Origin of the sequence: Paraburkholderia sacchari (assembly GCF_000785435.2) — a bacterium.
Classification (GTDB): domain Bacteria; phylum Pseudomonadota; class Gammaproteobacteria; order Burkholderiales; family Burkholderiaceae; genus Paraburkholderia; species Paraburkholderia sacchari.
The window spans coordinates 237,986-259,204 of the sequence record NZ_JTDB02000008.1 but is presented as its reverse complement, the minus strand read 5'-3'; the positions used below and the strand labels follow the sequence as shown (position 1 = coordinate 259,204).

Sequence of the window (21,219 nt, the reverse complement as noted above, 5' to 3'; positions counted from 1 at the left end):
CGCCTCCTCGTCATGATCGGTGCACGCCGTGCGAAAGGTCGCGCGCCTGAGGTTGCTGTCCGGCTGAAAAAGCGGGGTGCTGCCTGGTACCGCTGAGTGCCTTCCGATACTACTGGCCTTGCGGTTTTTGTTGCTGTTGATGCTGCGCCTTCTCGGCCGCCTGCTTCTGACGTGCTTCCACATCAGCCTTATGCTTCGCCGCGTCTTCCTGCTTCTGCTGGAAGCGCTCAGCTTTCTGGGCGCGCTCTTGCGCCTTCTGCTGGCCTTCGCGGCGAGCTTCATCCAGTTGCTTCTGATAATCCGACTGTTTTTTGTCGTATGCGGCCTGGTTGGCCGCACGTTGCGACTGCGCCTGCTCGCCCTCGCGCTGTGCCTGCTGTACCGCGTGCTGGCGCTGCTTCTCCTGAAACGCCTGCTCGTTCGCAGCACGTTGCGGCGCTTCCGCCTGCCGCTGCGCCTGAGCGAGCGCGTGCTGGCGCTGCTTGTCTTCGTAGGCCTGCGTACTCGCTGCCTCATTCGCAGCGCGCTGCGGCGCGTCGGCCTGATCCTTCGCCCGCTGCAATGCGGCCTGCTCGTCGCGGCGGCGCGCGTTGTCGGCACGCTGCTCTTCGTCCAGCGTCAACTGCTCGCGGCGGATATCCGCCTGCACCACACGCATCGCATCGCGCGCCTTGCCAAGACAGTGGTTCACGAAAAACGTGTCGTAGCAATTGTGTTGCGCGACGGCGTACTGGTAATTGTTTTCCGCAGTACGCCGGTCGAGAGCCTTCTGCCGCTCGGCGAAGCCATTGCTCACGCCGGCATCCGGCACCGTTGCGCCCGTGCCCGCCGCCGCTGCACCCGCCGCAGCCCCCAAAGCCGCACGCGGCGCGTGCGTCGACTCCACTGCCGACGCGGCGCCCGCGCCATCGATCGGTCCGCCGACTTCGACCGGGAGCGCGTCTTGCGCGCCTGTGGCCGTTGATTCTTGCGCGAGGGCCGGAACGCTCGCCGCCGCCAGCAATGCGACAGCGCAGGCCGCCGCTCGGGCGGTGATCCGCCATGCTGCGCATTCGCGCGCGTCGGGCTGGATTTGTGTCAAACGGGATGGGATCAACGTCTTCTGAGGGCAACGGAACATGCCTGAAATTCTAACACCCCCCGAGTTGAGCGCCCCGCCATTTATGGCAAAATGCCCCGCTCCACCAGCCGGCGGGCGCTCGCTCGCTTGACGTCGCCGCCCGGCTATCCGGCCGCAAACCCGGGAATACGAGCCCGGGACCGCAAACCGATCCTCGCAGGAATATCCAGACTCTATGACGGAAACCGTAGCACTCAAGATCGTCCAGCGCATCGCCAGCGAACTGACCGTTCAACCGCGTCAGGTGGCGGCCGCCGTCCAGCTTCTCGACGAAGGCGCGACCGTTCCGTTCATCGCCCGTTACCGCAAAGAAGTCACGGGCAATCTCGACGACACGCAACTGCGCACGCTCGAGGAACGGCTGCTGTATCTGCGCGAACTCGAAGACCGCCGTGCCGCGATCCTCGCGAGCATCGAAGAACAGGGCAAGCTCACTGACGAGCTGCGCACCGCCATCGAGGCCGCCGACAGCAAGCAGGTGCTCGAAGACCTCTACCTGCCGTACAAGCCCAAGCGCCGCACGCGCGCACAGATCGCGCGCGAAGCCGGCCTGCAGCCGCTCGCCGACGCGCTGCTCGCCAATCCGCTGCTCGATCCGCAAACGGAAGCCGCGCAGTACGTGAACGCCGAAAAGGGCGTCGCCGACGTGAAGGCCGCGCTCGACGGCGCGCGCGACATCCTCTCGGAGCAATTCGGCGAAACGGCCGAGCTGCTCGGCAAGCTGCGCGACTGGCTGTACAACCAGGGCGTCGTGATTTCGAGCGTGGTCGAGGGCAAGGAAAACGAGGAAGGCGAGAAGTTCCGCGACTACTACGAGTACTCGGAAACGATCAAGACCGTGCCGTCCCACCGCGCGCTCGCCCTCTTTCGCGGCCGCAACGCCGGCGTGCTGATGGTCAAGCTCGGCCTCGGGGGCGAGTTGGACGCGCAGGTGCCGCATCCCGGCGAAGCGATGATCGCGCGCCACTTCGGCATCGCCAATCAGGCCCGTCCCGCCGACAAGTGGCTCTCCGACGTCTGCCGCTGGTGCTGGCGCGTGAAGGTGCAGCCGCATATCGAAAACGAGTTGCTCACGAACCTGCGCGAGCAGGCCGAAACCGAAGCGATCCGCGTGTTCGCGCGCAACCTGAAGGATTTGCTGCTGGCGGCGCCCGCCGGCCCGAAGGCCGTGATCGGCCTCGATCCGGGCCTGCGCACCGGCGTGAAGGTCGCCGTGGTGGACCGCACGGGCAAGCTGCTCGCCACCGACACGATCTATCCGCACGAGCCGCGCCGCGACTGGGACGGCTCGCTCGCGAAGCTCGCGCGGATCGCCGCGCAAACGCAGGCCGAGCTCATCAGCATCGGCAACGGCACCGCCTCGCGCGAGACCGACAAGCTCGCGAGCGAGCTGATCTCGAAGCATCCCGAACTCAAGCTGCAAAAGATCGTGGTCTCCGAGGCCGGCGCCTCGGTTTATTCGGCGTCTGAACTGGCGGCGAAGGAATTCCCCGAGCTCGACGTCTCGCTGCGCGGCGCGGTGTCGATCGCGCGGCGTCTGCAAGATCCGCTCGCCGAGCTCGTGAAGATCGAGCCCAAAGCGATTGGCGTGGGCCAGTACCAGCACGACGTGAACCAGCGCGAACTGGCGCGCTCGCTCGACGCAGTGGTCGAAGACTGCGTGAACGCCGTGGGTGTCGACGCCAATACCGCCTCAGTGGCGCTGCTCGCGCGCGTGTCGGGCCTGAACTCGACGCTCGCGCGCAATATCGTCGATTACCGCGACGCCAACGGCCCTTTCCCATCGCGCGACCATCTGAAGAAAGTGCCGCGTCTGGGCGACAAAACCTTCGAGCAGGCCGCGGGGTTTTTGCGCATCAACGGCGGCGAGAATCCGCTCGACCGCTCGTCGGTGCACCCTGAAGCTTATCCCGTCGTCGAGCGCATGCTCGCGAAGATCAAGCGCACGATCGGCGACGTGCTCGGTAGCCGCGAGGCGCTCTCGGGTCTCTCGCCGGCCGAGTTCGTCGATGAGCGCTTCGGTTTGCCGACCGTGCGCGACATCCTCGCGGAACTCGAAAAGCCGGGCCGCGATCCGCGCCCCGAGTTCAAGACGGCGACCTTCCGCGACGGCGTCGAAAAAGTCTCCGACCTCGTGCCGGGCATGGTGCTCGAAGGCGTCGTGACCAACGTGGCGGCGTTCGGCGCATTCATCGACGTGGGTGTGCATCAGGACGGCCTCGTGCACGTCTCGGCCATGTCGACGAAATTCATCAAGGACCCGCACGAAGTCGTGAAGGCGGGCCAGGTCGTGAAGGTAAAGGTGCTCGACGTCGATGTGAAGCGCCAGCGCATCGCGCTCACGATGCGTATGGACGACGATCCGGCAAGCGCTGCGCAACGCAGCGGCGCCGGCAGCAACGGCAGCAACGGCGGCAACCGCGATCAGCGCGGCGGCACTGCGAACCGCGGCAGCCAGCGCTCGCGCGACGCGGAACCGGCAGGCGCAATGGCGGCGGCCTTCGCGAAACTCAAGCGCTAACGCGTCAGCGCGCGGCGGTGTGGGAACTGCAAAGCCCCGCACCGCGCTTCGCAGCAGGCAACAAAAAGRCACGTACGGTGCCTTTTTTGTTGTTCACGCAACCATCGAACCTTCAGATTTCGATCTTCGTTCCCAGTTCGACCACGCGGTTAGCGGGAATGCTGAAGAAGTCGGTGGGTTTCGCAGCGTTCTGGTGCATCCACGCGAACACGCGCTCGCGGAAGATCGACATGCCCGGCAATTGCGTGGGCACTACCGTCTCGCGCGCGAGGAAGAACGATGTGTCCATCATTTCGAACGACATGCCTTCTTTGTCGCCGATGTCTTCGAGCACCGCCTTCACGTCGGGCGTCTCGTTGAAGCCGTAATCGGCCTTAACGAGGTACAAGCCGCCGCCGATATCCTTGACCTGCACGCGCTCCGAGTCAGCAACGTAAGGAATGTCGCGAATCCGGAAAGTAAGGAAAAGCGTGCGCTCGTGCAGCACCTTGTTGTGCTTGAGGTTGTGCAGCAAGCTCACCGGCACGAGCGTGTCGCTGCCCGTGAGATAAATGGCCGTGCCGGACACGCGGTGCGGCGGATGCGCGAGCAGCCCCTGCAGGAACGGCATCAGCGGAATACCGTCGGCGGCGGTGCGCTCCTTGACGATCATGCGCCCCTTGAACCACGTCATCAGCAAGAAGAACAGCAGCGCGCCGATGCTCAGCGGCAGCCATCCGCCTTCCTCGACCTTCAGCAGGTTCGCGCCGAAGAAACCGAGATCGACGATCATGAAACACGCAATGATGAGCGAGACGAGCCAGATGTTCCACTTCCACACCTTCACCATCACCACGCTCGCGAGCATGGTGGTGATGACCATCGTTGCCGTCACGGCAATGCCATACGCGGCAGCGAGGTTATCGGAACTCTTGAAGCCCACGACGATGCACAGAATGATGACGAGCAGCATCCAGTTCACGACGGGCACATAAATCTGGCCGATGGCGAGATCGGACGTATGCAGCACCTTCATGCGCGGCACGTAGCCGAGCAGAATCGCCTGGCTCGTGAGCGAGTACGCGCCCGAAATCACGGCCTGCGACGCAATCACGGTCGCCACCGTCGACAGCACCACGAGCGGCAACAGCGCCCAATCCGGCGCGAGCAGGAAGAACGGGTTTTCGATTGCGCGATGGTCCTGCATCAGGAGCGCGCCCTGGCCGAAATAGTTGAGCACGAGCGAGGGCATCACGAGCCCGTACCACGCGTAGCGAATCGGCTTGGCGCCAAAATGGCCCATATCGGCGTAGAGCGCTTCGGCACCGGTCAGCACCAGCACGACCGAGCCCAGCACCACATAGGCCTGCAGCAGGTGCGCGCCCATGAACGTGACCGCGTAGTACGGATTGAGCGCGGCGATCACGCCGGGCGCCTGAACAATGCGCGAAACGCCGAGCACGCCGATGGTCACGAACCAGAGCACCATGATCGGCCCGAACAGGCGCCCCACGAGCGAAGTGCCGTGCCGCTGGATCCAGAACAGCGCAATGAGGATCACCATCGTGAACGGCAGCACGAGATGCGAGAGCTTGGGCGCCGCTATCTCGAGACCTTCGACCGCCGACATCACCGAGATGGCCGGTGTAATCACCGCGTCGCCGTAGAACATGCACGCACCGAAAATGCCTAGCGCCGTCAGCACCACGGCGGACTTGCTCTTGCGGTCGAACGAGCGCATGGCGAGCGCCATGAGCGCGAGCACGCCGCCTTCGCCGTTGTTGTCGGCCCGCATCACGAAGAGCACGTACTTGACGCTGACGACGATGATGATCGCCCAGAACAGCAGCGAGATCACGCCGAGGATGGAGGTATTGTTGAGCGGAATGCCGTGGGCCGGGCTGAACGCTTCTTTGAGCGAATACAGCGGACTCGTGCCGATGTCGCCAAACACCACGCCGATGGCCGCTACTGCGAGTGTCGGTAGCGGCTGCTTTGCCACGTGCGTGCTAGTTGTCATATACGCGGAAATCCGTTTGAGGCGGAAAAAACGAGCGCTATTCTAAACTGGCTGCGGACGAAACCCGAGTGATCGTTGTGACCCCGCGACGCCCTCTTGTCCCGCGGGAGTTTAGCATGGCCCCCGGTTGCGCCAACCCGGTTGTGCGGCGTGGTTTAGCCCATGCGGGCGGCAATGGCGCGAAAAGCGCTCGCGCATAAAAAAACGGAGCCTGAAAGGCTCCGTTCCTGACTGTTGCAGCGGGTATCAGCGGCTTGCAGGCGCTTACTTCGGCGCATCCTGCTGGGCCTGTTGAAGACCTCGCTTGATCCACGCGCCGAGATTGTGGGGACGCACCGTATCCCACTCCTCGAACGGCTGGTGAATCCAGGGATTGGTCGGCAAATGCTGGACGAAGTAGTCCGGCTTCACCTTCGAGCAGCCCTTGTACCAGAGCACCGCCGAGCGCACGCCGGTCACGGCCGGATAGCGCTCCTTGAGATGCTCCTGCACGCGCGCAAGCGTGACGCCCGAGTCGACGAGGTCGTCGACGAGCAGCACGTTGCCCGAAAGCTCGCCGCGCGTCATCGTGATGTACTGCGCGATGTCGAGAACGCCCTGCTGCGTGCCCGCCGCTTCGCGGTACGAGCTCGTCGCGAGGATCGCGAGCGGCAGGTCGTAAATGCGCGAGAGCTGGTCGCCCACGCGCAGGCCGCCGCGAGCGAGACACAGAATCTGGTCGAACTTCCAGCGCGAATCGTGTACCGAAAGCGCGAGCAGTTCGATCAGCCGGTGATACTCATCCCAGCCGACCCACAGGTTCTTTTCGTCGTTGCGCGGGTCCATCATTTGAATCATTTTTGCATCTGCCTTGTTTCTGCTTTTTTTACGCCTTGAACGGATGACGCAGCAGGATCGTTTCATCGCGATCCGGGCCCGTGGAGACCATGTCGACCGGAACGCCCGCCACTTCCTGCACACGCGTCAGGTACGCCTGCGCGCTCTTGGGCAGCGCATCCCATTGCGTGATGCCGATGGTGCTTTCCTTCCAGCCTTCGAACGTTTCGTAGACCGGCTCGCATGCGGCCACCTGCGACGCTCCGCGCGGCAGAATGTCGACATCCTTGCCGTCGACCTTGTAGCCCACGCACAGCTTCACTTCGTCGAGGCCGTCGAGCACGTCGAGCTTGGTAATACACAGGCCCGTCACACCGTTGATCTGGATCGAGCGGCGCAGCGCGGCGGCGTCGAGCCAGCCGGTGCGGCGCGGGCGGCCCGTGACCGAACCGAATTCCTTGCCCACCTTCGCGAGCGTGAGGCCGACTTCTTCCTGACGGTCAGCGTTGTCGGCATCGTACAGTTCGCTCGGGAACGGGCCCGCGCCGACGCGCGTGCAGTACGCCTTGGTGATGCCGAGAATGTAGTTGAGCTGCTGCGGACCCACGCCCGCACCCGCCGACGCCGCACCGGCGACGCAGTTGCTCGACGTGACGTACGGATACGTGCCGTGATCGATGTCGAGCAGCGTGCCTTGTGCGCCTTCGAACAGCAGGTTGCCGCCCTGGCGGTTCACGTCATAAAGGCGGCGCGAAACGTCCGTGACCATCGGCTTCAGGCGCTCGGCGTACGACAGCATCGTTTCGAGAGTCTGCTGGAAGTCGACTGCGGGCGCACCCAGGTATTGGGTGAGCACGAAGTTGTGATAGTCGAGGTTCTCGCGCAAGCGCTCGGCGAAGACTTCCGGCTCGAACAGGTCCTGCACGCGCAAACCGCGGCGTGCCACCTTGTCTTCGTAGGCCGGTCCGATGCCACGGCCCGTCGTGCCGATCTTGGCCGCGCCGCGCTTGGCCTCGCGTGCCTGGTCGATGGCGATGTGATACGGCAGGATGAGGGTGGTGGCTTCGGAGATGAAGAGGCGCTTCTGGACGTCGATGCCCGCTTCTTCGAGTTCGCCGATTTCCTTGAACAGGGCTTCGGGCGAGAGCACCACGCCGTTGCCGATATAGCAGGCGACGCCGGCGCGCATGATGCCCGAGGGGATCAGCCGGAGAATGGTCTTCTTGCCGCCGATGATGAGAGTGTGACCGGCATTGTGGCCGCCCTGGAAACGCACCACGCCTTGCGCGTGGTCCGTCAGCCAGTCGACGATCTTGCCCTTGCCTTCATCGCCCCATTGGGTGCCCACGACGACGACATTGCGCCCCGGGGTTACATTCACTGCGCTGGCAGACATGGTGTTTCGTTAGCTGGTTAAAAACGTATTCTACCTGGGTTCCGCGGCAAGGCCGCCATTTTTTCCCAAAATTCCCAGGATTTCCTTTTGCACTCAACGGCATGCGCGTAGACCGCGTGCCGTCTCGCCCCCTTGGCTGCGACTCAGGCGCGCGCCTCGACCACCCACGCGCCGTTGCGCTCGACGAGCACGCGATCGCAGGCGAATTCGTCCATATCGTGCTCGTGGCCCGGCAGCGCCTGGATCACGACTTCGCCGGCGTCGCGCAGAGCCCCGACAGCCGCGCGCAGCGACTCGTCATGGGCCCATGGCGCGAGAACCGCGGTGCTGCGTGCCTCCACAGGCGAAATACGCGCCACTTCGCGCAGATCCAGCGAAAAGCCCGTCGCCGCGCGAGCGCGGCCATATGCTTCGCCCACCTTGTCGTAACGGCCGCCGCGCGCGACCGCGTTGGGCACGCCATCCACGTACGCCGAGAACATCACGCCGCTGTGGTACGCGTAGCCGCCCAGATCGGCCAGGTCGATCATCAGTTCCGCGCCCTCGATCTCGCCCATGAGGAACGCGAGGTCGTCGAGTGCGCGTGCAATGCCGGGCAGTGCCGGCAAGCGCTTGCGCGCCTCGTCGATCACGCTGGCATCGCCGTACAGCGACGGGAGCGCGCGCAGCGCGTCGCGCGACAAGGGCTGCAGCGCCGCGGTGAGCTCCGCCAGGCGCGGCACGTCCTTGCCAGCCAGCGCTTCATGCAAAGCGTCGCCGAGCGCGGCTGCGGCGGGATCGGCTTCGACGATCGCCGCGAGCACGCCCGCATGCGAAAGATCGAGGCGCACCTTCGCGAGGCCCGCAAGGCGCAGCGCGTCGAGCATCAGTTGCTGGATTTCGAGGTCGGCTTCCAGGCCGGCATGGCCGTAGATTTCCGCGCCGATCTGGATCTGCTCGCGCGTCGCGTGCAGGCCGCGCGGAAGCGTGTGCAGCACATTGCCCGCGTAGCACAGGCGCGTCACGCCCTGGCGGTTCAGCAGATGCGCGTCGATGCGCGCAACCTGCGGCGTCATGTCCGCGCGCAGGCCGAGGGTGCGGCCCGACAGTTGATCGACGAGCTTGAAGGTGCGCAGGTTCAGATCGCGCCCGCTGCCCACCAGCAGCGACTCGAGATACTCGAGCAGCGGCGGCATGACCATTTCGTAGCCATAGGCGCGAAAACGGTCCAGCAGGCGGCGGCGCAGCACTTCGATCTTGCGCGCCTCGGAAGGCAGCACGTCGGCGATATTCTCGGGAAGTAACCAGGTCGACATCGGATCAATCCTACAACTACAACGATAAGGGCCGCGCGGCGCCGGAACGCGCCGGCCGCAGGGCCTAAGCGCGAACACGCGCCTGATGCGCGGGCCGAACGATAGAAACGGCGCATGCCGTGAGGCATGAGCCTTGAATTCAAGTAGCGAGCAACAGCAACACGAGACCGAGACCCATCACGATCAGCCCGCCGATCCGGATGTGATGCGGCGGCCGTTCCGCAATTCTACGAAACGTGTCGCGCCAGGCCGCCGGAAAGACGAACGGGAACATGCCCTCGATAATCAGCATCAACGCGATCGCGAGCAACAGGGAACCAGCTATGTTCATGCGAAAAAACGCGCCGCGCAGAGGCGCGGCGCCCGTGTCTCATTTGTTTAATGTTTGCGCGGCGCGGCGGCGGCAGGAGCCGGCTGCGCCTCTGCGTTCGGACTGCGCATGAAGCGGAAGAAGTCGCTCGACGAATCGACCACAACGACGTCGCCGGGTTTGAAGCTCTCGCGGTACGCCTGCATGCTTTGATAGAAGCGATAGAAGTCCGGATCGCGGCCATATGCCTGCGCGGCGATTGCGGCAGCCTTGCCGTCGCCTTCGCCCTTGATGGCCTGCGCCTGGCTGTTCGCATCGGCCAGCGCCGCCTGCTGCTGACGCTCGGCTTCTTCCTTGATCTTCTGCGCCTCGGCAGCGCCCTTCGCGCGCTGGTCGGCGGCGGCCTGCTCGCGCGCGGCGCTCATGCGCTTGTAGACCACCTCGGCAAGCTCCGCCGGATAGTCGATGCGCGTGAGCTCGATATCGATCACATCGATGCCGAGCGGCGCCGCGGCCGTCTTGAGCGCGTCACGCGCGCCATTGACGACCGCTTCCTGCTGCGCAAGGGCTTCGTTCAGATCGACCTTTGAGAAGGCGCTCGACAGCGCATCGCGCGAGAGCGGCGCGAGCCGGTCCGCGAGGGTCTGCGGATCGCCCTTGGTGGCCGCAAAAAGCTTGAGCGGATCGGCCACGCGATAGTGCACGACCGGGTTCACGAGCAGCTCGGTCTTGTCTGCTGTCGTGTAACGGTCGGCATCGGGCGCATCGAACGCCTGGATACGCGTATCGACGAGCGTGGCGGTCTGGAACGGCGGCGGCAGTTTCACATGCAGGCCCGGGCCCGCGAGCGTCGCATTGGCGCCGCCCGAAGCGGATACCACCGCAACATGGCGCGGATCGACGACAAACACCGCCGACGATGCCACTAGCACCACCACCACGAAGGCGACGACGAACGCAATGATCTTGTTCATGTCGGCGCTCCGTTATTGCACGTCGTCTTCGCGGCCGCGCGAACGCAGCGCGTCGCGCGAACGGAAAGCGTCGCTGGCCGCCCGGGCCGCTTCGCTCGCGGACGGCGCCGGTGCCGCGCTCTGCTGCGCGGGTTGCACGCCCTGCTGTGCACCCTGCTGCGGGCTTTGCGGCTGCGTGCCTTGCTGCACGTCGGTGCTTGCTGCAGGCGCTGCTGCAGCGCTCGCTGCATCTGATGCACCGCCCGCCGGCGCGGCGGCCGCGCCCGAGGCTCCCGCTGCCGCGGCGGCGCGCTGACGCGTCGCGTCGACGATCTTGTCGAGCGGCAAATAGATCACGTTATTGCCCGACTTGCTGTCAACGAACACCTTCGTCGTATTCGAGTAGATGTGCTGCATGGTGTCCAGATACATGCGCTCCCGAATGACGGCCGGCGCTTTCGCGTATTGGTCGTAGACGCTGTTAAAACGCTGCGCGTCGCCCTGCGCCTTCGCCACCACGCGGTCGCTGTAGGCCTTGGCGTCTTCGATCACGCGCGCCCCCTCGGTTTGCGCGCGCGGCAACAACTGATCGGCGTAGGTCTGCGCGTCGCGTTTCGCGCGCTCGCTTTCCTGTCGCGCCTTCGTCTCGTCGTCGAAGGCCGCCTGCACGCGATCGGGCGCCGAAACGCCCTGAATCGTCACGCCGACCACGCCAAGCCCTGTTTTGTAGACGTCCAGCGCATGCTGGATGGAATCGGCAAGCTGCGCGCGAATCGGTTCACGGTCCCCAAAGAGCAGATCGTGGGTGCTATGCGCGCCCACCACGGTGCGCACGGCGGCCTGCGCGGCCTGGCTCACGGCAAGATCCGGATCGGCGCTATGGAACAGATAATCGGTAGGCTGCTTGACCTGGTACTGCACGGTGAAACGCACATCGAGAATATCGCCTTCGTGCGTGAGCACCGAGGCATCCTTCACATTCGACGGACGTACGAGATTATTGCGGCCGATCTCGACGCTGCGGATCTGGCCGACATTCACGATTTCCTGCGACTGGAACGGGAAAGGGAAACGCCAGTGCACGCCCTGGCCGACCGTGTGGCGATACTGGCCCAACTGCAACACGACGCCGGCCTGCCCATCCTGGACCACGAACACGCCGCTGCCCACATAAATGGCGATCAGCACGCCAAGCACGATACCCACGCCGATGCGCGCATTGCGGCCGTTGTCGGGCCGCGGCCCAAGCCCGCCCGGACCCTTGCCCTTCTTGCCGAAGAACGTCGACAACCGGCGATTGAAATCACGCCACATTTCGTCGAGATCGGGGGGGCCGTCACCCTTGCCGCCGCCGTTGTTGCCGTTATTGCCCGACGGGCGCCGTGCGTCGTCGGTGCGCTGACCATTGCCCTCGCCACGGCCCCAACGCGGGTCGTTCAACGAGAAAATGGCGCGCGCGCGCTGCCAGCCAGTCCGCTTGTTGTAATCGTTCACCTGTGTTCGTTCACCAGAGTAGACAGCGGGTCATGTGCGTGGAAATACCTCGTCGGCGCAACTGGGTCCGCCGTTCGGACGCACCGCGAGGCGCTTTCCGATAGCGTTCAGCGGCCGAGTTCGGGCTCCCTGCTGGGTTGTTCGAGCGGCGCCGCGCTCCAGTCGGCGGCGAGGAACTGCGACGGCTGGGCGAGCGGCTCGGCAGTCGCGATTTCGGCGATGGCGGCGCGCAGCGCATCCAGTCCGACGCCCGTGCGCGCGCTCAAAAAGACGCGCGAAATATTACCATACTCGTCCCGCTCGACCGTCCCGCCGCGGGCCGCCAGTTCTGGCACGGCGTCGATCTTGTTGAACACCAGCACCTGGCGAATCGTGTCCGCGCCAATCTCGTGCAGCACTTCGTTCACCTGGTCGATCTGGTCGAGCCGCACGGAACTCGACGCGTCCACCACGTGCAGCAACAAGTCGGCCTGGACCGTTTCCTGCAGCGTCGCGCGAAACGCCGCGACGAGCTGGTGAGGCAGTTCACGAATAAAGCCAACGGTATCCGACAACACGATCTGGCCGACATCGTCGCCGAGCCACACGCGCCGCGACGTCGTGTCGAGCGTCGCAAACAACTGGTCGGCCGCATAGGCCTGCGCCTTGGTGAGCGCGTTAAACAGCGTGGACTTGCCCGCGTTGGTGTAACCGACCAGCGAAACCGACATCGTGCGCGTGCGCTCGCGTTGACGCCGCTGCGTGCCATGCTGGCGACGCAGCTTGGCGAGCTTGCCCTGCAGCATCTTGATGCGCTCGCCGATCAGTCGCCGGTCGGTTTCGAGCTGCGTCTCGCCGGGGCCGCGCAGGCCGATACCGCCCTTCTGACGCTCGAGGTGAGTCCATGCGCGCACGAGGCGCGTGGCGAGATACTGAAGCTGCGCAAGCTCGACCTGAAGCTTGCCTTCGTGGCTGCGCGCACGCTGCGCGAAGATGTCGAGAATGAGGCTCGTGCGATCCACCACGCGGCGATTCAGCGCACGCTCCAGATTCCGTTGCTGGGCGGGCGAAAGCGCGTGATTGAAAATGACGATTTCGATGTCGTTCGCTTCACAGGCGAGACGCAGTTCCTCGGCCTTGCCGCTGCCGATGAACATGGCAGCGTCCGGACTGGAGCGGCGTCCGGTAAGCGTGACAGCGGGCGAAGCGCCCGCGCTCTTTGCGAGCAGGCTGAGTTCTTCGAGACTGGCTTCGAAGTCGGTCTTGCCGAAGTCGATGCCGACGAGTGCGGCGTTGATCAAATTAGCAGATATCAAAATGAAAGCGGCCGGACTGCGAGCGCCAGCGGGGCGCTCCGGACCGGCCGCGTCGAGGATCAGGACGCTTCCGCATCCGGGTGGAAGTTCACCGGACGCGCCGGAACCACCGTGGAAATGGCGTGCTTGTAAACCATTTGCGTAACCGTATTACGGAGCAACACGACGTACTGGTCGAACGATTCAATGTTCCCTTGAAGCTTGATGCCGTTGACCAGATAGATCGAAACAGGCACGTGCTCCTTGCGCAGCGCGTTCAGAAACGGGTCTTGTAACAGTTGCCCTTTGTTGCTCATAGCAAACTCCGTATTTTTTTGCAGGTTTAACTAAACTGGCGCCGAAGAAAAAGAAATCCGGCGCCAATCGCTACACTATAGCTGATTCTCGTTCCACCGCGCCCCTCCACACCGTCCAGCCAGGAGGCTCAACAGTGCGCTTGCGCGGGGTAGCGAACGCAACTCAACTTTTTTCAGTGTAGGGATTGGTCGAGGAACGAAACTCTATGCGCAATGGAGTCCCGGTCAACGAGAAAGTTTCCCGGAAGCGGTTCTCCAGGTAGCGCTTGTAGGTCTCGGTCACAGCATCGAGCGCATTGCCGTGGATCACGATAATGGGTGGGTTCTGTCCCCCCTGGTGCGCATAGCGCAGCTTCGGACGCACGGGGCCACGACGGCGGGGCTGCTGGAACTCCACCGCTTCGATGAGCGCGCGCGTCAGGCGCGGAGTCGGAAGTTTGGCCATCGCCGCGGCATACGCCTCGTCCACCGAGCGCATCAGCGGGCCAATGCCGAATTTTTCGGTGGCTGAGATGAAGCGCATTTCCGCGAAATCGAGAAACTTCAGCTTGCGCTGCAAGTGGTGCTTGGTGCGCTCGCGCGCATGGTCGTCCATGCCATCCCACTTGTTCACGCCCACCACGAGCGCACGCCCCTGCTCCACCACGAAGCCGGCGATATGCGCGTCCTGATCCGAGATTTCCTGGCGCGCATCGAGCAGCAAGATGACCACGTTCGCATCGGCAATCGACTGCAGCGTCTTGACGACCGAAAACTTTTCGATCGCCTCGAATACCTTGCCGCGGCGACGCAGACCCGCGGTGTCGATCAAGGTGTACTTCTTGCCGCCGCGCTCGAAATCCACATAGATCGAGTCGCGCGTGGTGCCGGGCATGTCGAACGCAATCACGCGGTCTTCGCCGATCAGCGTGTTCACGAGCGTGGACTTGCCCACGTTCGGGCGGCCAACGATCGCGATCTTGATGCCATGCTTGCCGGCGTCCTCGTCACCCTCTTCCGGCCGATCCGCGTAGGCCTGATCGAGCGCCTCGTTGATCATCTCCGTTACGCCGTCGCCGTGCGCCGCGGAAATCGCGCGCGGGTCGCCAAGGCCAAGTTCGTAGAAGTCGGCCGCGACGGCGCTGTACTTCATGCCTTCGGCCTTATTGACCACGAGAAAGATCGGCCGGCCCGTCTTGCGCAGGTAATCGGCGATATGCTTGTCCTGCGGCGCGAGGCCATTACGTCCATCGCAGATGAATACGACGATGTCGGCTTCCTCCACCGCCTGGCGCGTCTGACGCGCCATTTCGTGCAGGATGCCGTCTTTCGCGATCGGTTCGAAGCCGCCGGTATCGACCACGAGATAGGCGCGATCGCCCACCCGCCCTTCGCCATAATGGCGGTCGCGCGTGAGACCGGGCAGATCGGCCACCAGCGCATCGCGCGAACGCGTGAGCCGGTTGAAGAGCGTGGATTTCCCCACATTGGGGCGCCCGACGAGGGCGATTACGGGTTTCATCTGATCTTTTCTACAGTAAGGCGCGGCGCCGGCAGGTCCGGCGCATCGCGCGGCAAGCGTCTGCGTTCAGGCTTGCAGAGTTGCGATAGTTGCAAATTATCACGAAATGGGCCGCGCGCCCGCTGGGTGAGCCCTTAGGGGTTCCGGCGCGTGCCGGTCGAGGACACTATTGCGCAAGTACAAAATACAAGAGGCCGCTGCCCGCGGGCGCGGCCCCTCGATGCGACGCCCGACATCCCGCGCCGGGCGTCCCCGTCCGATTAACGCGGACGCAGGCCGTACAAGTCGCCGTCCTTCGTCTGCACGATGAGCGTGTTGCCAGCCAGCACCGGCGCAGCGGTGATCGGGCTGCCGTCGGTCTTCACGCGCGAGACGAAGCTGCCGTCGTCGAGAGAAAGGAAATGCACGTAACCCTGGTAGTCGCCAACCACGACTGCGTGGCCGAGCACCGCAGGCACGCTGACGTCGCGGTTCTTCAGCTTGTCCGTGCTCCAGACCTGCTCACCGGTCGAGACGTTATATGCCTTCACGACCGACCAGTCGTCGCCACCGACTACCTCGGTGTCGCCCTGAGCGATGCCGCTCGTGCTCGAGAACGATTTCTCCCACATCGGACGGCCAGAATTGGCGTCGAAGCAGCCCAATTGGCCCTGGAACGTGACCGCGCAAGTGGTCGCGCCGACGAGTGTGGGCGGACCACTCACGTCATTGATGCGCTCGACTTCAGTCACACCCTTCGGATACGACACCGGCGTTTCCCAGAACGCATCGCCGCTTTGCAGATTGATCGCCGCGAACGAGCCGCCCGGGAAGCCTGCGATTACGGCCTGCTCGCCCGCGAACGTCATGCCAGCGGAGACACGCAGATTGAGCGGCACCGCGCGGTTGCGATAGACCCACTTCTGCTCGCCAGTCTGGCCGTTGAACGCGACGATCTGGCCGTCAATGGTGCGCACGATCACGAGACCGTTGCCGACCAGCGGCGGCGAAATGATCTCGCCCGGCGCCTTGGCTTGCCACGAGAGCTTGCCGTTGGCGTCGAGCACGTAGACGGTGCCCTTCAGGCCGCCGACGGCCGTGAGATTGCCATCGCTGCCAACGCCTGCGGAGATATCGTCCTTGAGCTTCGTGCTCCAGACTTCCTTGCCCGTCTGCGCGTCGAACTTCGCGACCGAACCGTTTTCGCCAGCAGCGTAGACCGCATCGCCCACGGCGACCGGCGAGAACAGATAACGGCCGGCCTTGCCGACGCTCGCCTTCCACACCTGCTGGACGTCCAGCGCCGGCTTGAACTCGGTCAGCGGCACCGGTACGCGACGCTCATCTTTCGTCGACGAGCAAGCCGCCAGCGCGAGAACAGTCATCGCGGTCATCGCACAGGCGACAGGTACAACGGTTCGTTTCAGCAAATTCATCGGTGAACGAAGCATGAATGGAAATGGTTTAGCTGTTTATATTCACGGGCAGCAGGCGCAGCTTGCTCAGCCGCCCAGCGCGTCGAGCTTGAACTGGACCAACTGGCGCTCGGCGGCATCGCTCTTGGGCAGGCTGTCGAGTGCGAGCTTGTAGGCCGCGCGCGCATCATCCTGTTTGCCCGCTGCCGCGAGCAGGTCGCCGCGGCCGTCCGCGACGATGCCCTTGAACGGTCCCGAATCCGGTTGAGGGATCAGCGCGAGGCCCTGATCGTAGGCCTTCTCGTCGAGCAGAACGGAAGCCAGGCGGATCTTCGCGACCTGCCGGAACTCCTCGTCCTTCGCGTGATCAGCCGCCCACTGCAATTGAGCCTTCGCGCCCGCGGTGTCGCCCGCCATATAGAGCGCTTTGGCCACGCTCAGCGCGGTCATCTGCGCATACGCGGTGCCGCCAAAGCGGTCTTCCATGTCGGTCGCGATGCGTGTGAGCATTGCCTTGTCGCTGCCGGTGGCCGCCTGCTGCACCTGGTCGTACAACACTGCGGCCTCAGCGGCCTGGCGGCGTTGCCAGAAGTTCCAGCCGTTCCACGCGGCGAGCGCGAGCATAACGATCAGCACGATCCACGTAGTGGCATTGCCCCACTGCGCCCACCATGCCTTGAAACTCTCGATCGATTCCTGTTCGTCGTGGTAACTCATCGCGTAGCGATTCCTTGTTTATTCTGAAGCCAACTGCCGGGCGCGCCACGGGCGCCGGCTGAATGCATCGATCCCGCACCGCGCCCCGAAGCGACCCTATCAATCGTCGCCGTCTTCGGCGGATGCAACCATCGCATTGATTAGATATTCGGTCAAGTCTTCGAGTGCTACCGTCTGTTGCTCGCTGCGAGCCGCATCGGCGCCACCGCGCAGCGCCTTCACGCCCGCTGCGCCCTTGGCCACTTCGTCTTCGCCAAGCACCACGGCGAACGCCGCGCCGCTTGCGTCCGCGCGCTTCATCTGCGACTTGAAGCTCGCCGACTGGCCGTCCGCGCTGCAATGGAGAATGACATCGAGACCGGTATCGCGCAGACGCTCCGCCACGATGAACGCATGCTCGCGCGCTGCCTCGCCCTGGTGCACGACGTAGACGTCGCAACCTTCCTCTTCCGGCACGAGGTTCTCTTCCTTGAGCAGTTCGAGAATGCGCTCGACGCCCATTGCCCAGCCGCACGCGGCCGTAGGCTTGCCGCCGAGCTGTTCGATCAGCGGATCGTAGCGGCCGCCGGCCGCCACCGTGCCCTGCGCGCCGAGCTTGTCGGTGACCCACTCGAACACGGTCAGATTGTAGTAATCGAGACCGCGCACGAGACGCGGGTTGATCTTGAACGGAATGTTGTTCGCCTTGAGCAGACGTTGCAGCCCGTCGAAGTGGGCGCGCGAGTGCTCGCCGAGGAAGTCGATCAGCTTCGGCGCATTGTTTGCAATTTCCTGGAGCGCGGGGTTCTTCGTGTCGAGCACGCGCAGCGGGTTCGTATACAAGCGACGCTTGCCGTCTTCGTCGAGCAGATCGACGTGCTGCTCGAGATACTTGATGAGTTCGACGCGATGCGCGGCGCGCTCTTCGGCGAGACCCAGCGAATTGATCTCCAGCTTGATGCCGGTCAGGCCGAGGTCGTCCCAAAGGCGCTGGCACATCAGAATGATTTCCGCGTCCGCATCCGGGCCCGCGAAACCGAGCGCTTCCACGCCAACCTGATGGAACTGGCGATAGCGGCCGCGCTGCGGACGCTCGTGACGGAACATCGGGCCGACGTACCACAGACGCTTCGGGCCGTCGTAGAGCATGTTGTGCTCAATCGACGCGCGCACGACAGCCGCCGTGTTTTCCGGACGAAGCGTAAGGTTCTCGCCGTTGAGCGCGTCGGTAAAGCTATACATCTCTTTTTCGACGATGTCGGTCACTTCGCCGATGCCGCGCGTAAAGAGCTGCGTATGCTCGACGATCGGCGTACGGATGTTCTGGTATCCGTACGAACGGAGCATGGACTTCACGGTCGTTTCGAAGAAGTCCCACAACCCTGCGTCCTGCGGCAGGATGTCATTCATGCCCTTAACGCCGGTCAGTTTTTCGAGCTTTCTTTTCTGTTCAGTCATTGCGTTGCGTATGTGCCTGCAAAGGCGATATTCGGTTGCGCCAGGAATCGATATCCGAAAAACGCGGCGTTCAGGCCGTCGCTTCGGTCTTGCCGTACTTGCGTACGACGTAGTCGCTCACGATCTGCTGGAATTCCTCGGCAATATGCTCGCCGCGCAGCGTCTTGACCTTCTGGCCGTCGACGAACACGGGCGCTGCGGGATTCTCACCCGAGCCCGGCAGGCTGATGCCGATGTTCGCGTGCTTGGACTCGCCCGGGCCGTTCACGATGCAGCCCATGACGGCGACGTTCATCGTCTCCACGCCCGGATATTCACCGCGCCAGATCGGCATTTGCGCGCGCAAATAATTCTGGATCTGCGAAGCAAGCTCCTGGAACAGCGTGCTGGTCGTGCGGCCGCAGCCCGGGCACGCGATGACCATCGGCGTGAACGAGCGCAGACCCATGGTCTGCAAAATTTCCTGTCCGACCACGACTTCGCCCGTGCGCGAAGCGCCCGGCTCCGGCGTGAGCGAGATGCGGATGGTGTCGCCGATGCCCTGCTGGAGCAGCACCGAGAGCGCGGCCGTCGACGCGACAATGCCCTTCGAGCCCATGCCCGCTTCGGTCAAGCCGAGGTGCAGCGCGAAATCGCAACGCCTGGCGAGCTGCTGGTAGACCGCGATCAGATCCTGCACGCCGCTGACCTTGCACGACAGGATGATCTTGTCGCGGCCGAGGCCGAGTTCGACGGCACGCTCCGCCGAACCGATGGCCGACTGGATCAGCGCTTCGTACATCACGCTCTGCGCTTCCCACGGCGTCGAACGCGCCGCGTTCTCATCCATCATGCGCGCGAGCAGGTCCTGGTCGAGGCTGCCCCAGTTCACGCCGATACGCACCGGCTTGTCGTACTTGATCGCGGCCTCGATCATCTGCGCGTACTGCGTGTCGCGCTTGGCGCCCTGGCCAACATTACCGGGATTGATGCGGTACTTCGAGAGCGCCTCGGCGCACGCGGGATAGTCACGCAGCAGCAGGTGGCCGTTGTAGTGGAAGTCGCCGACGAGCGGAACCGTCACGCCCATGCGATCGAGTTGCTCGCGAACATGCGGCACGGCCGCGGCGGCTTCCGGCGTGTTCACCGTGATGCGCACGAGTTCGGAGCCGGCCTGCGCCAGCTCCTTGATCTGGATAGCCGTACCGATCGCGTCCGCGGTGTCGGTATTGGTCATCGACTGCACGCGCACCGGCGCGTCGCCGCCGATCGTCACCAACTGGCCGCCCCAGCGCACATGCACGGCGTGCGACTTGCGTCGCGGCGCGTGACCACCGAGGATCGGCTCGCTGGAACATATTTGGCTGTTGCTGGACGGGGATTGCGTTTCGCTTTGCATCGAAGAACCCATTTACACCTCGCGCGCGTCGACACCCTTGACGAGTACGACGCAGCGCGAATTGAAAAAGCATCGCGGCCCTTCAACTGGCCGCGATGCACGTCATGTCTTGATCAGGGCAGCACGAAGCGCGCGACATTGCCACGCGCCGACGCATACTTCGATGCGTCCACCGGCTGACCGTCGATGGTCATCGACTCGATGCCGGCCTTATTGCCCACCGTGATCCTGAGCGGCTCTACACCGGAAATCTCACGCCCATCGTTGCCGTGGATCAGCCCGGAGAAGAGCTCCTTACCGTCTTTCTGGCGCACGCTGACCCAGGAATCCTGCGTCACGCGAATCGCGAACCTCGACGTACCGGGTGCCTCCGGCGCCGAAGCCGCTTGTTCCGGTGCGGCGGCCGCCACAGCAGCCGCGCTCGCTGGCGCGGCATTCACGGCCGGCGCGGCGCTTGCCGGTGCTGCTGCGACCGTCTGCGGCGCGCTCGCTGCGCTTTGAGCGCCTGCGGCCTGGCCGCTAACTTGACCGTCTGCCTGGGTGTTCGTGGCATTGGCAGCGTTCGCGGCCTCGCCGCCTTGCTCCTGGCCTGCGCCCTGCTCAACCGCTGAAGCCGCCGTCGAGCCCTCCGCCACCGTGGCCGAAGCTGCGCCCGATTCGTTGTTCGCGGCAGTGGTCGCGCCACCCGCCATCGACTTCAGGCGCGCGAACCATGCCGACGATTCGCCGCTATTCGTGTGCCACATCGAAATCCCGATCACGGCGATCACGATGAACGCGAGACCCCACAGCCACGACGCACGGCGGCGCGGCGCATGCCCACCGCCGCCCAACGAAAGCGAGACGCGGCCGCGCGGCAAATCCGCGCCCGCCGATGCGGGCATCGACAGATCCGGCTGCGGAACGCCACGCTCGCGGCGCAGCGCCTGGGTAAGCGGCGCGGGATCGGCGCCAAGCAGCTTCGCATAGGCTCGCACCACACCGAGCGCAAACGTTGCATCCGGCAAATGGCTGATGTCGCCCGCCTCGAGGTCGCGCAGCTTCGGCACCGCCACCTTCAGACGCGCCGAGACGTCCTCAACCGACCAGCCTTTCGCCGTGCGCAATTGCGCAAGACGCGCGCCCACCGCGGCCAGCGTGTCGGGCACGGCCTGCACTGGCGATGGCGAGCCGTCGGATACCGAACGGCCTGCGTTGGTCTCTGTTCCGTCTGTCCCGAAAGGGTGCTGCGGCTCGCTCATCCCAAAGTCCTTGCGTCGATTCTTTTCTACCCGGAACCGGCGGGCGCGCCGCGCCC

The 21,219-nt window shown here is 64.3% G+C and carries 17 protein-coding genes; 1 reads left to right on the top strand and 16 read right to left on the bottom strand.

What is annotated here, in order from left to right:
- Positions 1-109: 109 nt before the first annotated feature.
- Positions 110-1,333, bottom strand: coding sequence for a hypothetical protein (locus NH14_RS25390; RefSeq protein WP_331253470.1), 1,224 nt, complete (start codon positions 1,331-1,333; stop codon positions 110-112).
- Between NH14_RS25390 and NH14_RS25385 the strand changes: the two genes are divergently transcribed.
- Positions 1,296-3,641, top strand: a complete 2,346-nt coding sequence (locus tag NH14_RS25385; protein WP_035531992.1) for a Tex family protein — start codon at positions 1,296-1,298, stop codon at positions 3,639-3,641. The two genes, NH14_RS25390 and NH14_RS25385, sit on opposite strands and share 38 nt — an antisense overlap.
- A 112-nt stretch (positions 3,642-3,753) precedes the next feature.
- Here the strand turns inward: NH14_RS25385 and NH14_RS25380 are convergent, their stop codons facing one another.
- The 15 genes from NH14_RS25380 to NH14_RS25310 form a co-directional block, all read right to left on the bottom strand.
- Entirely contained in the window at positions 3,754-5,640 is a 1,887-nt protein-coding gene (locus tag NH14_RS25380; protein WP_035535009.1) for a potassium transporter Kup, read from the bottom strand.
- A 264-nt stretch (positions 5,641-5,904) separates the two neighbouring features.
- Positions 5,905-6,477, bottom strand: a complete 573-nt coding sequence (locus tag NH14_RS25375) for a phosphoribosyltransferase (RefSeq protein WP_035535010.1) — start codon at positions 6,475-6,477, stop codon at positions 5,905-5,907.
- A 28-nt stretch (positions 6,478-6,505) separates the two neighbouring features.
- Entirely contained in the window at positions 6,506-7,852 is a 1,347-nt protein-coding gene (locus NH14_RS25370) for an adenylosuccinate synthase (protein ID WP_035535013.1), read from the bottom strand.
- A gap of 143 nt (positions 7,853-7,995) precedes the next feature.
- Complete coding sequence (locus NH14_RS25365) at positions 7,996-9,147, bottom strand: ATP phosphoribosyltransferase regulatory subunit (protein ID WP_035535016.1); 1,152 nt, start codon at positions 9,145-9,147, stop codon at positions 7,996-7,998.
- 139 nt (positions 9,148-9,286) lie between these two features.
- Positions 9,287-9,478, bottom strand: a complete 192-nt coding sequence (locus NH14_RS25360) for a DUF2065 domain-containing protein (RefSeq protein ID WP_035535019.1) — start codon at positions 9,476-9,478, stop codon at positions 9,287-9,289.
- A 47-nt stretch (positions 9,479-9,525) separates the two neighbouring features.
- Positions 9,526-10,431, bottom strand: a complete 906-nt coding sequence (gene hflC / locus NH14_RS25355) for a protease modulator HflC (RefSeq protein WP_035535040.1) — start codon at positions 10,429-10,431, stop codon at positions 9,526-9,528.
- A 12-nt stretch (positions 10,432-10,443) separates the two neighbouring features.
- Positions 10,444-11,904 carry an FtsH protease activity modulator HflK gene (hflK, locus tag NH14_RS25350; RefSeq protein WP_035535065.1) on the bottom strand — a complete coding sequence of 487 codons (1,461 nt, stop codon included), beginning with the start codon at positions 11,902-11,904 and terminating at the stop codon, positions 10,444-10,446.
- Between the two features lie 107 nt (positions 11,905-12,011).
- Positions 12,012-13,184, bottom strand: a complete 1,173-nt coding sequence (hflX, locus tag NH14_RS25345) for a GTPase HflX (RefSeq protein ID WP_084226032.1) — start codon at positions 13,182-13,184, stop codon at positions 12,012-12,014.
- Positions 13,185-13,258: 74 nt separating this feature from the next.
- The gene (hfq, locus tag NH14_RS25340) at positions 13,259-13,495 is read right to left on the bottom strand and encodes an RNA chaperone Hfq (protein ID WP_028210028.1); all 237 of its coding nucleotides are present in this window, start codon (positions 13,493-13,495) and stop codon (positions 13,259-13,261) included.
- Between the two features lie 163 nt (positions 13,496-13,658).
- Entirely contained in the window at positions 13,659-14,996 is a 1,338-nt protein-coding gene (gene der / locus NH14_RS25335) for a ribosome biogenesis GTPase Der (protein WP_035535115.1), read from the bottom strand.
- A 260-nt stretch (positions 14,997-15,256) separates the two neighbouring features.
- Positions 15,257-16,411, bottom strand: coding sequence for an outer membrane protein assembly factor BamB (bamB, locus tag NH14_RS25330; protein ID WP_035535118.1), 1,155 nt, complete (start codon positions 16,409-16,411; stop codon positions 15,257-15,259).
- Positions 16,412-16,477: 66 nt separating this feature from the next.
- Complete coding sequence (locus NH14_RS25325) at positions 16,478-17,107, bottom strand: tetratricopeptide repeat protein (RefSeq protein ID WP_035535121.1); 630 nt, start codon at positions 17,105-17,107, stop codon at positions 16,478-16,480.
- 99 nt (positions 17,108-17,206) lie between these two features.
- On the bottom strand, positions 17,207-18,544 hold the full coding sequence (gene hisS, locus NH14_RS25320; protein ID WP_035535123.1) for a histidine--tRNA ligase: 1,338 nt from the start codon (positions 18,542-18,544) through the stop codon (positions 17,207-17,209).
- Between the two features lie 70 nt (positions 18,545-18,614).
- Entirely contained in the window at positions 18,615-19,922 is a 1,308-nt protein-coding gene (gene ispG, locus NH14_RS25315) for a flavodoxin-dependent (E)-4-hydroxy-3-methylbut-2-enyl-diphosphate synthase (protein ID WP_035535133.1), read from the bottom strand.
- A 113-nt stretch (positions 19,923-20,035) separates the two neighbouring features.
- Positions 20,036-21,163: a helix-turn-helix domain-containing protein gene (locus NH14_RS25310; RefSeq protein ID WP_035535126.1), complete on the bottom strand. Its 1,128-nt coding sequence runs from the start codon at positions 21,161-21,163 to the stop codon at positions 20,036-20,038.
- Positions 21,164-21,219 lie beyond the last annotated feature (56 nt).